Here is a 13,082-nt window from a genome sequence, read left to right on the forward strand (position 1 = left end):
TACCGCCGCGGACCTTGCCTCACGCTCGCCGCAGATCGAGTGTCAGCGGATGGTCGGGGTTGTCGAGGCGCCGGGGTGGCTTCATGTTGCCCTGGCTGTGACCCATCGGGGCGTAGCGGGCACGGCGGCGCGCCTCGGCCTCGTTGGCGTTGACCGGGAAGCGGTCGTAGCTGCGCCCGCCGGGATGCGAGACGTGGTAGGTGCAGCCGCCGATCGAGCGGCCGCTCCACGCATCGTGGATGTCGAACACCAGCGGTGTGTGCACGCCGATGGTCGGGTGCAATGCGTTGGGCGGCTGCCAGGCGCGGAAGCGCACCCCGGCGACGAACTCGCCGGGCACGCCGGTCGCGCGCATCGGCACGGCGTAGCCGTTGCAGACGATGGAGTGGCGCGCGTCGTTGAGGCCCTGTGCCTTGACCTGCAGGCGCTCGAGCGAGGAGTCGACATAGCGCGCCGTGCCGCCGGCGCCGGCTTCCTCGCCCAGCACATGCCAGGGCTCGAGCGCATGGCGCAGCTCCAGCTCGATGCCGCGTTGCGCGATGCCGCCGATCTCGGGGAAACGGAACTCGAAGTGCGGCAGGAACCAGTCGGCGCAGACGCCGATGCAGTCTAGCCTGAGATCCTCGACGACATCGGTGAAGTCCTGCCAGACAAAGTGCGGCAGCATGAAATCGTCGTGCAGGCGCGTGCCCCAGCGCGCCAGCGGGCGGTCGTACGGCTTGTCCCAGAAATGCGCCAGCAGGCCGCGCAATAGAAGCTGTTGAGCCACGCTCATGCGCTGATGCGGCGGCATCTCGAAGGCGCGCAGCTCCAGGAGGCCGCGCCGGCCGCCGGCGCCGTCGGGTGAGTACAGCTTGTCGATGCAGAACTCTGAACGGTGTGTGTTGCCGGTGCCGTCGACCAGGATGTTGCGGAACAGCCGATCGACCAGCCAGGGCGGCGCCTCGCGGCCGGCGGCAACCTGCCTGAAGGCGATCTCGAGCTCGAAGAGCTGGTCGTTGCGCGCCTCGTCGACGCGCGGATGCTGGCTGGTCGGGCCGATGAACAGGCCGGAAAACAGGTAGCTGAGCGAGGGATGATTGTGCCAGTAGCCGACCAGGCTCTTGAGCAGGTCGGGCCGGCGCAGCAGCGGCGAGTCGGCGGGCGTGACGCCGCCAACGACGATGTGGTTGCCGCCGCCGGTGCCGCTGTGGCGGCCATCGAGCATGAATTTCTGCGCGCCCAAGCGCGTCGCGCGCGCTTCCTCGTAGACAATCTCGGTCTTCTCGACCAGCTCGCGCCAGCCCAGCGAGGGATGGATATTGACCTCGATCACGCCGGGATCGGGCGTCACCGTGAAGTGGTTGAGCCGCGGATCGAAGGGCGGCGCGTAGCCCTCGACGAACACCGGCGTGTCGAGCTCTTCGGCGGTATCCTCGACCGCGGCGACAAGCTCGAGATAGTCCTCGGCGGTCTCGGTCGGCGGCATGAAGACGAACAGATGGCCGTCGCGCGGCTCGAAGGCTATCGCGGTACGCACCAGCCAGCTCGCCGACATGCCCTTGCCCGGCATCGTGTCGAGCGGCGCCGGGTTGCCCGTGGGGCGGCCATTGCCGGCCGCCGCCCCGGCGCGGTCCATCGGCCGCGCGCTCGCGCTCTGCATCATGACTGTCGCGACGCGGCGCATGGTGTCCAGCGGCGGCAACGGCTCGCGCGGCATGGTGGGGTCGGTATCATAGAACTGTGCGCGCTCGCCCGGCGCGGTCCACGGCAGCGAGTCAAGCGGCAGGCGCAAGCCGATCGGCGAATCGCCGGGCACGAGGTACATTTTCTCCGGCCGCACGAACCACGGCCCGCTGCGCCAGCGCGCCCCGTTGCCGTAGACGCGCTGGATCGGCAGCACATGGCCGATCACGCTCTCGAGCCCCTGCTCGAAGATGCGTGCCAGCCGCGCCCGCTCCATCTCGTCGTCGAGCCGCGAGTCGGCGGGATCGACGTTCACTGGCAGCCGGCGCTCGCGCCAGAGGTAGTACCAGGTGTCCTCGAAGGCCGGCAGAAGGTAGCCGGGATCGATCTGTAGCCGCTCGGCGAGGGCGCGGCCGAAGCGGCCGGCGAGTTCCTCGGTGGCGCCGATCGGCTTCTCCTCATGCGCGATCAGGCGCGGTTCGCGCCAGACCGGCTCGCCATCGCGTCGCCAGTGGCAGCCCAGCGCCCAGCGCGGCAATTGCTCGCCCGGATACCATTTGCCCTGGCCATAGTGCAGCAACGGCCCCTTGGCGAATCGCGACGCGAGGCGGCGGAACAGCCGGCCGGCGAGACGGCGCTTGTCGGGACCCAGGGCCGCCGTGTTCCACTCGACGCCATCCATGTCGTCGATCGACACGAAGGTCGGCTCGCCGCCCATCGACAGGCGCATGTCGGCACGATGCAGCCGGCCGTCGATCGCCTCGCCCAGCGCCACGATCTGGCGCCAGGTCTCGTCCTCGTATGGCTTGGTGGTGCGCGGCGTCTCGCGCACGCGCGTTACCGCCATGTCGAAGGTGAAGTCGACCTCGGCCTGCTCGACCATGCCCTCGATCGGCGCGGCGCTTTGCGGCTCGGGCGTGCAGGCAAGCGGGATGTGGCCTTCGCCGGCCATCAGGCCGGAGGTCGGATCCAGTCCGATCCAGCCGGCGCCAGGCAGATAGACCTCGCACCAGGCATGCAGGTCGGTGAAGTCGTGCGTCGGTCCCTCGGGTCCGTCGAGCGGCTTCTCGTCGGGCATCAGCTGGATCAGGTAGCCCGAGACAAAGCGCGCGGCGAAACCCAGATGGCGCAGGATGTTGACCAGCAGCCAGCCGGTGTCGCGGCAGGAGCCCTTCGCCAGACCGAGCGTCTGCTCGAAAGTCTGCACGCCGGGCTCCATACGGATGACATAGCCGACCTCGCTCTGCAGGCGCTGGTTCAGGCGCACCAGGAAATCGACCGTGCGTGGATTGCCGCCGCGATCGACCCTGGTCAGCCAGGCCGCGAGCAGCGGGCCGGGCGGTGCGGTCTTTCGGAAGGGCGCGAGGTCCTCCGAAAGCTCGGCGTCGTAGGCGAAGGGATAGTGCTCGGCGTCAGGCTCGAGGAAAAAGTCGAACGGATTGACCACCGCCATGTCGGCCACGAGATCGACGCTGACCGCGAAGCGGTCGGTCCTTTCGGGAAACACCAGGCGTGCCAGCCAGTTGCCCTGCGGATCCTGCTGCCAGTTGATGAAGTGCTCCGCCGGCTCGATCTTCAGGGAATAGGACAGGATCGGCGTCCGGCAATGCGCCGCCGGCCGCAGTCGCACCACCTGCGGACCGACGGCGATGGTGCGGTCGTAGCGGTATGTGGTGCGATGATGCAGGGCGACGTGGATACTCATCGGTCCGACTCTGCTTGCGGCGAGGCTGGCCCGGCCAGCCGGCGCAGCCCTGTATGGCCAGATCAGAAAATAAGCAAGAAGCGCACCACCCTCTGCCGCCTTCGTCCAGCCCTATCGGCCGATCTCCCCGGCCACCCGTCGCAGCTCGCCGGCAAGCGAGCCCAGCCCGTCCTGGCAGCCGGCGCGGTCGCCGGTACGGCCCGCCTGTTCGAGGGCGGTCACGATCTCGGCCAGCCGCCGCGCGCCGATCGCCAGGGCCGACCCCTTCAGCCGATGCGCCGTCGCCGCCAGCGCCGGCAGATTGCCCGCGCTCAATGACGCGCCGATGTCGCGCTCTGCCTGGCGCGCGTCGCGCAGGAAATCCTGCAGCAGTTCGGCGACCGCGTCGGGGTCGTCGCCCAGCCACGCGCGCAGCGTCAATTCGTTGATCGCGGGCGTCTCGGTGGCGTCCGCCATCTCGTCGTCGTCCTGGCCGATCGGCAACCAGCGCGACAGCGCCGCGCGCAGCCGCTCGAAGGTCACCGGCTTGGCGAGATAGGCGTCCATGCCGGCGGCGAGGCAGCGTTCTTCCTCGCCGCGCATGGCGTTGGCGGTGACGGCGATCAGCGGCGTGTGGCGCGCCTCGGTCGCTGCCGCACCTTCCTCCCGGCGGATCGTGCCCGCCAGCTCGTAGCCGTCCATGCGTGGCATGTGGATGTCGGCGAGCACGGCGGCATAGGCGGCCATGCGCCACATCGAAAGTGCTTCGATCCCATCGGCTGCTGTGTCGGCGGCGATGCCCAGGAGCCCGAGCTGCTTGACCAGCACCTTGCGGTTCACGGGATGGTCGTCGACCACCAGCACCCGGCCGGCAAGCGCAGCCGGCTGCGTCCGTCGCGCGCGCACCGCCAGCGGCGCGATGGCGCGCAGCGGAGAGTCGTCCGGCGCAGCGCGCAGCACCAGCGTCACGCGGAAGGTGGTGCCGGCCCCGGGCTTGCTGTCGACCGAGACGTCGCCACCCATCAGCTGTGCCAGGCGGCGCACGATCGACAGGCCAAGCCCGGTGCCGCCGTAGCGGCGCGTGGTCGAGCTGTCGGCCTGGGCGAAGGGTTCGAACAGCCGCGCGAGCAGCGCTTCGTCCATGCCGATGCCGCTGTCGGCGACCGACAGCAGAACGCGAATGCGGCCGTCGCCCAACGGCGCGGTCGATGCCGCGATGCGCACAAAGCCGCGCTCGGTGAACTTCACCGCGTTGCCCACGAGGTTGAGCAGGATCTGGCGCACGCGCACCGGATCGCCCTCCAGCGCGTCGGACGAGCCGGGGTCGATGTCGGTCGAGAGCGGCAGGCTCTTGTCGATCGCCTGCGGGCGAACCGCCGCCATGGCGCCCTCGATCACGCCGGAGAGGGAGAACGCCGTCGATTCCAGCTCCAGCCGCCCGGCCTCGATCTTCGAGAAGTCCAGCACGTCGTCGATGATGCGCAGCAGGGCCTGAGCCGACTCGCGCATCGTCTCGACGGTCGACTGCTGCTCATCGTCGATGCCCTGGCGCTCGAGGATCTCCATCATGCCCAGCACGCCGTTCATCGGTGTGCGGATCTCGTGGCTCATGGTCGCGAGGAAGGTGCTCTTGGCCTGGTTGGCCGTCTCGGCCTCGTCGCGCGCCTGCTCGAGCTCGGCTTCGCGGCGCTTGAGCTCGGAGATGTCGGTGTAAATGCCGGCCAGCCCGCCTTCGCGCGTGCGCCGCTCGCCAATGACGATCCAGCGGCCATTGGGCTGGCGTGTCTCCATCGGCGCGCCGGGGTTGCCGCGCATGGCCATGCGCGTCTCGACCCAGTCCTCGACGCTCTTGCTGCCGGTCGAGACCGCGCCGCGGATCGCACCCTGGGTCAGCATCTCGCGCACATGCACGCCGGGAACGGTGATGTCGGCGATCTCGGCGTAGTACTCGAGGAAGCGCTGGTTGGTCAGCACCAGGCGATCCTCGGCGTCGAACAGGACGAAGCCGTTGGGCAGCGCCTCGATGGCGTCGACGAGTCGCGTGCGGGCGTTGGCGGCGTCGCGGCCGGCTGCCTCCGCCGCGTCGCGCGCCTGCTCCAGCTCGCGCTGGCGGCGCTTCTGCTCGGAGATGTCGGCGTAGACCGAAACCAGGCCACCGCTCGCGGTCCGCCTGTCGATCACCTGCAGCGAGAGGTCGCCGCGCAGGCGATGCTCGCGTGGCGCCGTGCGGGGATTGGCGCGCATCCGCAGGGTCGCGGCGAGGAAGGCGTCGCGATCCTCGGGCGCGTCGACGAACAGCCCGGCGTCGAAGCCCGCGGCGAGGATCTCGGCGAAACGCAGGCCCGGCTCGACCTTCAGCGGGACACCGCCGTAGTAGCGCCGGTAGCCGTCGTTGCAGACGATCAGCCGGTCCTCCTCGTCCCACAGCGCGAAGCCGTCTGGCGTCGAGTCGATGGCGTCCTGCAGCAGGGCGCGGGCCGCAGTGGCCTCGCGACCGGCGGCCTCGGCGGCCGCCAGCGCGCGCTCGAGGTCGCGCTGGCGTCGGCGTTCCTGCGACACGTCGGTGATCAGGATGACCGCGCGCCCATCCTCGCCCCGGCGCATCAGCACGCGCGCCCATTGCTGCGGACCATAGGGGATGAGGGTGAGCTCGCCGGCGCGCAAGGCGGCCATCGTCGCGACGGTCCATTCGGCGGCCCTTCCCGGCGGGGCGGCGCCGACCAGGCCGGCATGCGCGACCGCGTCCGCCAGCTTCGTGCCCGGCGTGACGATCTCGGGCATGCCGCGCATGAAGCCGCGATAGGCCTCGTTGCACAGCAGCAGGCGCTCGTCCGTGTCGAGGAAGGCGATGCCGTCGGCCATGCTTTCCATGGCCGAAACCAGCCGCCGGCGCGCTTCGGTGGCCTCGTCGCGTGCCCGGGCCAGCGCCTCCTCGTGCCGCTTGGCCTCGGTCGTGTCGACATAGGTACACAGGAAGCTGCCATCCGCCAGGACGGTCGAGTTGAAGTCGATGTGCCGGCCGCTCGGCATCTGCCGCTGGTAGTGCAGTCCCCCAGCCTGCTGCATGAGCCGGAAGAAGGTGGCGGTACGCTCCTCGAAATCGCTGCCGGGGAAGTCGCCGCGCTCCCACAGCGCGCGCATGGAATCGACATAGGATCGGCCTTCGCTGCCGAATTCCGCCGGCAGGTCGAGCAACTCCGTGAACCGCGCGTTCGACAGGCGGATGCGGCGGTCCGCGCCGACCAGGGCTGAGCCGACCGGCATGGTCTCGATGATCGTCCGCGCCGTCGACAGCGCGTCCTCGGCGTCGGCGCGCGCGCGCGCCAGCGCCTCCTGCTGGCGCCTGCTCTCAGTGATGTCGACATAGCTGCCAAGCACCCCGCCATCGGCCAGCGCCGTGAAGCGGAACTCGACATGCCGTCCGCTGGGCATCCGCCGTTCGTAGCGCAGATCGCGCTCGTCGCGGATGCGGGTGAAGAACTCGCGGACGCGGTCGTCGAACGGGGCGTCGCCGGGGAAGTCGCCGCGCCGCCAAATGTGGCGCATGGCATCGACGTAGGGCCGGCCCTCGGCGCCCAGCTCGTCGGGCAGCTCAAGCAGCTCAGTCAGGCGGCGATTGGACAGGCGGATGCGGTTGTCGGCGCTGATCAGCGCGGCGCCGATCGGCATGGTCTCGATGATGGTGCGCGCGGTCGACAGCGCGCCCTCGGCGTCGGCCCGCGCGCGCGCCAGCTCGCGCTCGCGCGCCTTGGCTTCGGTCAGGTCGGTGACCAGTGTGACGACGCCGCCGTCGCGCGTCGGGTGCTTGGAGATGCGGATCCAGCGCTCGTCCGCAGTCGCCATCTCGCGGTCGCCGAAGGAACTGCGGTGGTGGGCGGCCATCTCGGCGATCCACGCTTCGCCGCGGTCGCGGTGCTCGGGGCGCACTCTGCCGCGCCGCTGCATCTCGCGCAGCAGATCCTCGTAGCGCCCGCCGATCTTCAGCAGGCCGGGGGTGTTGCCGAAGAAGCGTTCGTAAGGGTCGTTGAAGACGATGAGGCGAGCCTCGTCGTCGTGCAGCGAGAATCCCGACGGCAGGGCGCGGATGGCGTCCTCCAGCCGGTTGCGCGCCTGCTCGGCCTCGGCCTGGGTGCGCTTGAGCTCGGTGATGTCGCGATAGGTCGCGACGATCTCGCCATTGGGCAGTGGCCGCGAGGTGTACTCGACGAAGCGCCCGGATCGCGTCCAGCGGCCATACGTGAAGTGGCCGATCGAGCGACGCCGCTCGAGCCAGCCGCGCACGTCGGCCTCGACATCCTCGATGTCACCGAAATCGCCGCGTTCGACCTGGAAGCGCTGGATGTCGGCGCTGGCGGCGCCGAGATGGGCGACTTCCTTCGGCAGATCCAGCAGGTCGCGGACCTTCTGGTTGTCGATCGCCCAGCGCAGCTCGCGGTCGAACAGCATGACGCCGTCGCTCATGTTCTCGATCACGACCTGCAGCCGCTCCAGCGCCTGCGCGGTCTCGGCGCGCGCGCGTTCGGCCTCTTCCTTGGCGGCCGCCAGCTCGTCCTCGTGCCGTTTCAGGTCGGTGATGTCGCGATGCGTCATCACGATGCTGCCGTCGGGCAGGGGATGGTAGCGGTAGTCGAGCCAGCGCCCGGTCACCGTCCGTCCCATGCGGTCCGCCTCGCCGCGCCAGAAGCGCTCGATCAGGCGGTCCACGGACGCCTCGGGATCCTTCAGCGGGCCGTAATCGCCGCGCCGGGCCTGGTAGAGGAAGATGTCGCGGATCGTCGGCAGCTTGGCGAGGGTTTCCTCGTCGACCTGGTAGACGTCGCGGATGGCGCGGTTGGTGTAGCGACAGCGGCCCGCGCGGTCGATCAGGATGACGCCGTCGTCCATCGCATCGAGCACGGTGCGCATGACGTTCTGCGCCGTCTCGGCTGCGAGCCGCGAGGCCTCGGCCTCCTCCTTGGCGGCGGCCAGCTCGGCCTCGCGCTCCTTGAGCCGCGTGATGTCGCGGTGCATCGACAGCACGCCGCCGTCCGGCAGCTGCTTGAAGCGCAGTTCGACGGTCCGACCGGTCACCGTAGGACGCTGGATGACCGCCGCCGGGTCGTGCAGGACGGCCGCACGGCGGTCGATCTCGGCATCACGGTCGGCGGCCGGGCCGAACTCGCCGCGGTCGAAGCGCCAGGCGATCATGTCGCGCGCCGTGGCCGTGCGCGCATAGACGCCCTCGGGGATGTCGTGCAACCGGCGGATCGCGGCGTTGCCGAAGATCCGCCGGTCGGCTGAGTCATAGAGCTCGACGCCGTCGTCGAGATTGTCGAGCACCGTGTTCAGCGTACGCCGGCCGCGCTTGAGCTCATCCTGCAGGTCGGCGTTGTGCGCCAGCGCCGCGCGCAGCTCGGCCTCGACCGTGTATCGTTCGCGCAGACGACGGTGGACGCCGCGCGTCCACAGCGCCAGCGCGACGAGATAGGCGAGGGAGCCGACACCCAGCCCGCGCGCGATGGCATCGTCCTGGAACGCCAGACCGATCGCTTGCGGCAGCAGCGCCGGAACGAAGAATCCGAGCGCCGTCGGCAGATGCAGCGCCCGCGCATAGGCGGCGTTCACCGTCATCACGCCCAGCGCCACCAGCGGCAGCACCCAGACGAAGCTCGGCACCGTGCCCAAGAGGACGAGAGTCTGCGCGGTCCACCCCAGCCCGATGCCGATGGAGATCACCACATAGACCCGCAGCCAGGCCTCCAGGCGATCGTCGGCGGGCTTTCGCCGGACATAAAGGAAGTGGAAGCCGTAGCGGATGGCGGCCATCGTGCCGTAGGCGATCGCCAGCACGAGCGCGCGCGGCGGTGGCACCGAGTTCCAGATCGAGACCATGACGATCAGCCAGATGGCATCGACGCCATAGGGTGAGGACACCATTGAATCGAGCAGCGTTCGGCGCATCGCCGTATCGATGGAATGCGCCGCCGCGGGCGAAGCGGCTGAGACGGGCGTCGTCATGGGTTCCTCTGACCGGACCGGCCAGCCTCGCACCCCTCTGTCACGCCCATGTCTCGCGCCGAGGGGACGATTGTAACGTCTGTAACGCGATGGAGGCGGCGGCACCGGGGGAGGGGGCGGCTGCCGGCCGCACGCCAGGCCGTTGCCTCCGGGGTGTTGCATGCGCGACGGCATGCGCTTTGGCCGTGCGCACGGAACCATGGCGTACAACCGCCCGGTGGTGCTACTGATTCCGGCTCGCATGAGTCCGCCCGCGCCTTGCAGGCTGGCGCTCAGCCAAGGGGGGAGTGGGCGTGGCCGCGGAAGACCGACCGCATCTGATCGTTGTCGAGGACGACGGCACGCAGCGTCGCCTGCTGCTCCAGTACCTGGAGAAGCAGGGCTTCCGCGTCACCGGGGTCGACGGCGGTACCGGTCTGCGTCGCACCGTCGAACGCGAGGTGGTGGCCCTGGTGCTGCTCGATGTCGGCCTGCCCGGCGAGGATGGGCTGACGCTGGCGCGCTGGCTGCGCTCGCGCGATCCGCATGTCGGCATCGTCATGGTCACCGCCGCCGGCGACACCGTCGACCGCGTGGTCGGCCTGGAGACCGGCGCCGACGACTACATCGCCAAGCCCTACGAACCGCGCGAGCTGTTGGCGCGCGTGCGCAGCGTGCTGCGCCGCGCGCCGCGTGCGGCAGCGCGGCCGGTCAACGACGGCAAGCGCGTGCGCATGGGCCGCTGCGAACTCGATCTCGATTCGCGCGCTCTGGTCGATACCGCCAGCGGCGAGTCCGAGACCCTGGCGGCCAGCGAGTTCGACCTGCTCAAGCTTTTCGTCGACAATCCCAACCGGCCGCTGGCGCGCGACTGGCTGCTGGAAAGCACAGCGCATCGCGGGCTCGAGGCCTTCGATCGCGCCATGGACCAGCGCATCCTGCGCCTGCGCAAGAAGATCGAGATCGATCCGGCCCATCCCGAGACCATCCGCACGGTGCGCGGCGTCGGCTACATGTTCGTGCCGCCGAGGGACTGATGTATGGTCGCTCCGGCAGGAACTGGAGGGAACCATGGCGGGCGGAAAGCTGCTGCTGGTGGGATGCGGCAAGATGGGCGGCGCGATGCTCGAGGGCTGGCTGGAGCGCGGCCTCAAGCCCGCTGATCTCGCGGTGATCGAGCCGGTCGAGGCCATCCAGCCGAAGATCGCCGGCGCCTCGATTGTCGGTTCGATTGACGCCCTGCCGGCCTCCTTTGCCCCCGACCTCGTGGTCCTGGCGGTGAAGCCGCAGACCATGGATGTCGCGTTGCCCGGGCTGCGCCGATTCGCCGACGCCGGTGCCACCTTCCTGTCGATCGCCGCCGGCAAGACGCTCGCCTATTTCCGTCGCCATCTCGGCGACAATGCGAAGCTGGTGCGCGCCATGCCGAACACGCCGGCGGCGGTGCGGCGCGGGGTGACCGTGTGCGTCGCCGGCTCCGGTGTCGGCCAAGCCGAACGCGCACGCTGCCAGGATCTGCTGTCGGCGGTGGGCAGTGTCGACTGGGTCGACGACGAGGGCCTGATGGACGCGGTGACCGCCGTCTCGGGCAGCGGCCCGGCCTATGTCTTCCTGCTCGCCGAGGCGATGGCGGCGGCCGGCGTGAAGGCCGGGTTGCCGGCCGAGCTGGCGACCCGGCTGGCGCGTGGAACCGTGTCGGGTTCGGGCGAGCTGCTGGCGCGCTCCGACGACAGCGCCGCACAATTGCGCGTCAACGTCACCAGCCCGGGCGGCACGACCGCCGAGGCATTGAAGGTGCTGATGGCCGGCGACGCGATCCAGCCGCTGTTCGACCGCGCCATCGACGCCGCGACCCGACGCAGCCGGGAGCTCGCCGGCTGATGTCGGAGCAGCGCGCCGCCATCGTCGCCACCGCGCTGAGGCTGATCGCCGCGCACGGCTGGCGCGACGTCACCTTGCGCGCCATCGCGACCGAGGCGGCGGTGCCTTTCGCCGAGCTCTACGCGATCTTCCCGACCAAGGCGGCGATCGTTGGCGCCTTCCTGGCCGAAATCGATCGCCAGGTGCTCGCGGGTGTCGAGGCGGTGCCCGACCCCGACGAGACCGTCCGCGATCGCCTGTTCGACACCATGATGCGCCGCTACGATGCGCTCAGGCCGCACCGCGACACAATCGCCGCCCTGGCCGAGGGGCTGGCGCGCGATCCGTTGGCGGCGCTCGCCCTGCGACCGGCACTGATGCGCTCTATGGCCGTCGTCCTGGAGGCATCCGGCCTGACGGCCGAGGGTTTCGTTGGTGCGTTGCGGCAAAAGTCGCTGGCTGCCTTGCACGCTTCCGTCCTGCGGACGTGGCTGCACGATGACAGCGCCGATCTCGGCAAGACCATGGTGGCGCTGGATTCGCGCCTGAAGGGGCTCGAGGGCTGGGCACAACGCCTTGATAGATTTGGCAAAAGCATCCCACGGCGACGTCGGCGACAGAGCCCGGAACCGCCTGCGGCCGAGGCCGAGCCGACAGGCACCTGACCGCAAGCGTTGATGGCCGCGTATTGTGCGGTGCACAAAATCACCTTGACGCAACACGCCCCAAGGCCTTACATGGTCATCGTGTTGCAGCGCACAAAACTGCAACCATGATCAATTAGACCTCGATGGCGGCGTCTCCCGGTTGCGCCCTCGGAGTCAGGCACGAGGAGACCCCGATGGCTGCTCGCAAAGCTTCCGCCAGGGGCGCCAGCGCCGCCAAGCCCACCGTGACCGCGGCCGCCGCGACGGCCCCCGCAATGGAGAGACCGATGACGCAGACCTTCAAGTTCCCCTTCGCCGATGTCGACTTCACCAAGGTGTGGGGCGAGTTCAAGATGCCGACCGCCGCCGATTTCAAGTTCCCGGCCGCGTTCAACGTCGAGGCCCTCGCCGAGGCGCAGCGCAAGAACATCGCCGTCATCACCACGGCCAACCAGGCCGCCTTCGAGGCGTTCAAGGCGCTGGCCGAGCGCCAGGCCGACATGGTCAAGGCGATGACCGAGGAGTTCAGCAAGTCGGCCAGCGAGATCATGGCCGCCGCCTCCTTCGAGGAGAAGGCCGCCAAGCAGGCCGACGCCGCCAAGAAGACCTACGAGACGGCGATCGCCAATCTGCGCGAGCTGTCGGAGATGGTCGCCAAGAGCAACGCGCAGACGCTCGATGCCGTCAACGCCCGCGTCGCCGAGGTGATCGAAGAGATCAAGGCGATGATCGCCAAGAAGAACTAGGCGCTTTCAGCATTTGGAAATCGTCGGGCCGGCAGCTCCTCCTCCCCCGTTTGCCGGTTCGACTGAGGGCCGCTCCCTTGGAGCGGCCCTTTTCGCGTCTTCAGGCTATGCTGCTGCCATGACAGAGACCATCGCCTGGGCCGATTTCGAGAAGGTCGACATCCGTGTCGGCACCATCATCGAGGCGCGCCCTTTCGAAGGCGCGCGCAAGCCCGCCATCCAGCTGGTGATCGATTTCGGCGCCGAGCTGGGCACACGCAAATGCTCCGCCCAGCTCACGGTGCATTACACGCCCGAGGCGCTGGTCGGCCGCCAGGTGGCCGCTGTCGTGAACTTCCCGCCGCGCCAGATCGGCAAGTTCATGTCGCAGGTGCTGACGCTGGGCTTTCCCGACGAGTCCGGCGGCGTGGTGCTGATCGCGCCCGACAAATCCGTGCCCAACGGCGGCAAGCTGTTTTAGAGCTCATCGGTCAACCCGAGCGGAGCGAGGGATCAAGGGACGCG

The 13,082-nt window shown here is 69.4% G+C and carries 7 protein-coding genes; 5 read left to right on the plus strand and 2 right to left on the minus strand.

Going from position 1 to position 13,082, the window contains the following annotated elements; all coding sequences use genetic code 11:
- Window positions 1-19: 19 nt before the first annotated feature.
- Window positions 20-3,370 (minus strand): transglutaminase family protein, encoded by a 3,351-nt coding sequence (locus KF889_02905; protein MBX3498366.1) that lies wholly within the window; start codon window positions 3,368-3,370, stop codon window positions 20-22.
- Window positions 3,371-3,481: 111 nt separating this feature from the next.
- The gene (locus KF889_02910; protein ID MBX3498367.1) at window positions 3,482-9,346 is read right to left on the minus strand and encodes a PAS-domain containing protein; all 5,865 of its coding nucleotides are present in this window, start codon (window positions 9,344-9,346) and stop codon (window positions 3,482-3,484) included.
- 293 nt (window positions 9,347-9,639) lie between these two features.
- Here KF889_02910 and KF889_02915 point away from each other — a divergent pair, with 293 nt between their 5' ends.
- The 5 genes from KF889_02915 to KF889_02935 all read left to right on the plus strand — a co-directional run bounded on the left by KF889_02915 (window position 9,640) and on the right by KF889_02935 (window position 13,038).
- On the plus strand, window positions 9,640-10,362 hold the full coding sequence (locus tag KF889_02915) for a response regulator (GenBank protein MBX3498368.1): 723 nt from the start codon (window positions 9,640-9,642) through the stop codon (window positions 10,360-10,362).
- A 34-nt stretch (window positions 10,363-10,396) separates the two neighbouring features.
- Window positions 10,397-11,206, plus strand: a complete 810-nt coding sequence (locus KF889_02920) for a pyrroline-5-carboxylate reductase (GenBank protein MBX3498369.1) — start codon at window positions 10,397-10,399, stop codon at window positions 11,204-11,206.
- Entirely contained in the window at window positions 11,206-11,850 is a 645-nt protein-coding gene (locus KF889_02925) for a TetR/AcrR family transcriptional regulator (protein MBX3498370.1), read from the plus strand. Before KF889_02920 ends, KF889_02925 begins: the two co-directional genes overlap by 1 nt.
- 269 nt (window positions 11,851-12,119) lie before the next feature.
- On the plus strand, window positions 12,120-12,578 hold the full coding sequence (locus KF889_02930) for a phasin family protein (GenBank protein ID MBX3498371.1): 459 nt from the start codon (window positions 12,120-12,122) through the stop codon (window positions 12,576-12,578).
- A gap of 118 nt (window positions 12,579-12,696) precedes the next feature.
- Entirely contained in the window at window positions 12,697-13,038 is a 342-nt protein-coding gene (locus KF889_02935) for a tRNA-binding protein (GenBank protein MBX3498372.1), read from the plus strand.
- The last annotated feature ends 44 nt before the right edge of the window (window positions 13,039-13,082 follow it).

The sequence above is a fragment of the Alphaproteobacteria bacterium genome, assembly GCA_019635875.1.
Taxonomy (GTDB): Bacteria; Pseudomonadota; Alphaproteobacteria; order Reyranellales; family Reyranellaceae; genus JAFAZJ01.

Coding starts and splice junctions, on each gene's coding strand:
- KF889_02905 (MBX3498366.1), bottom strand. CDS start 3,370: ATGAGTATCCACGTCGCCCTGCATCATCGCACCACATACCGCTACGAC.
- KF889_02910 (MBX3498367.1), bottom strand. CDS start 9,346: ATGACGACGCCCGTCTCAGCCGCTTCGCCCGCGGCGGCGCATTCCATC.
- KF889_02920 (MBX3498369.1), top strand. CDS start 10,397: ATGGCGGGCGGAAAGCTGCTGCTGGTGGGATGCGGCAAGATGGGCGGC.
- KF889_02925 (MBX3498370.1), top strand. CDS start 11,206: ATGTCGGAGCAGCGCGCCGCCATCGTCGCCACCGCGCTGAGGCTGATC.
- KF889_02930 (MBX3498371.1), top strand. CDS start 12,120: ATGACGCAGACCTTCAAGTTCCCCTTCGCCGATGTCGACTTCACCAAG.
- KF889_02935 (MBX3498372.1), top strand. CDS start 12,697: ATGACAGAGACCATCGCCTGGGCCGATTTCGAGAAGGTCGACATCCGT.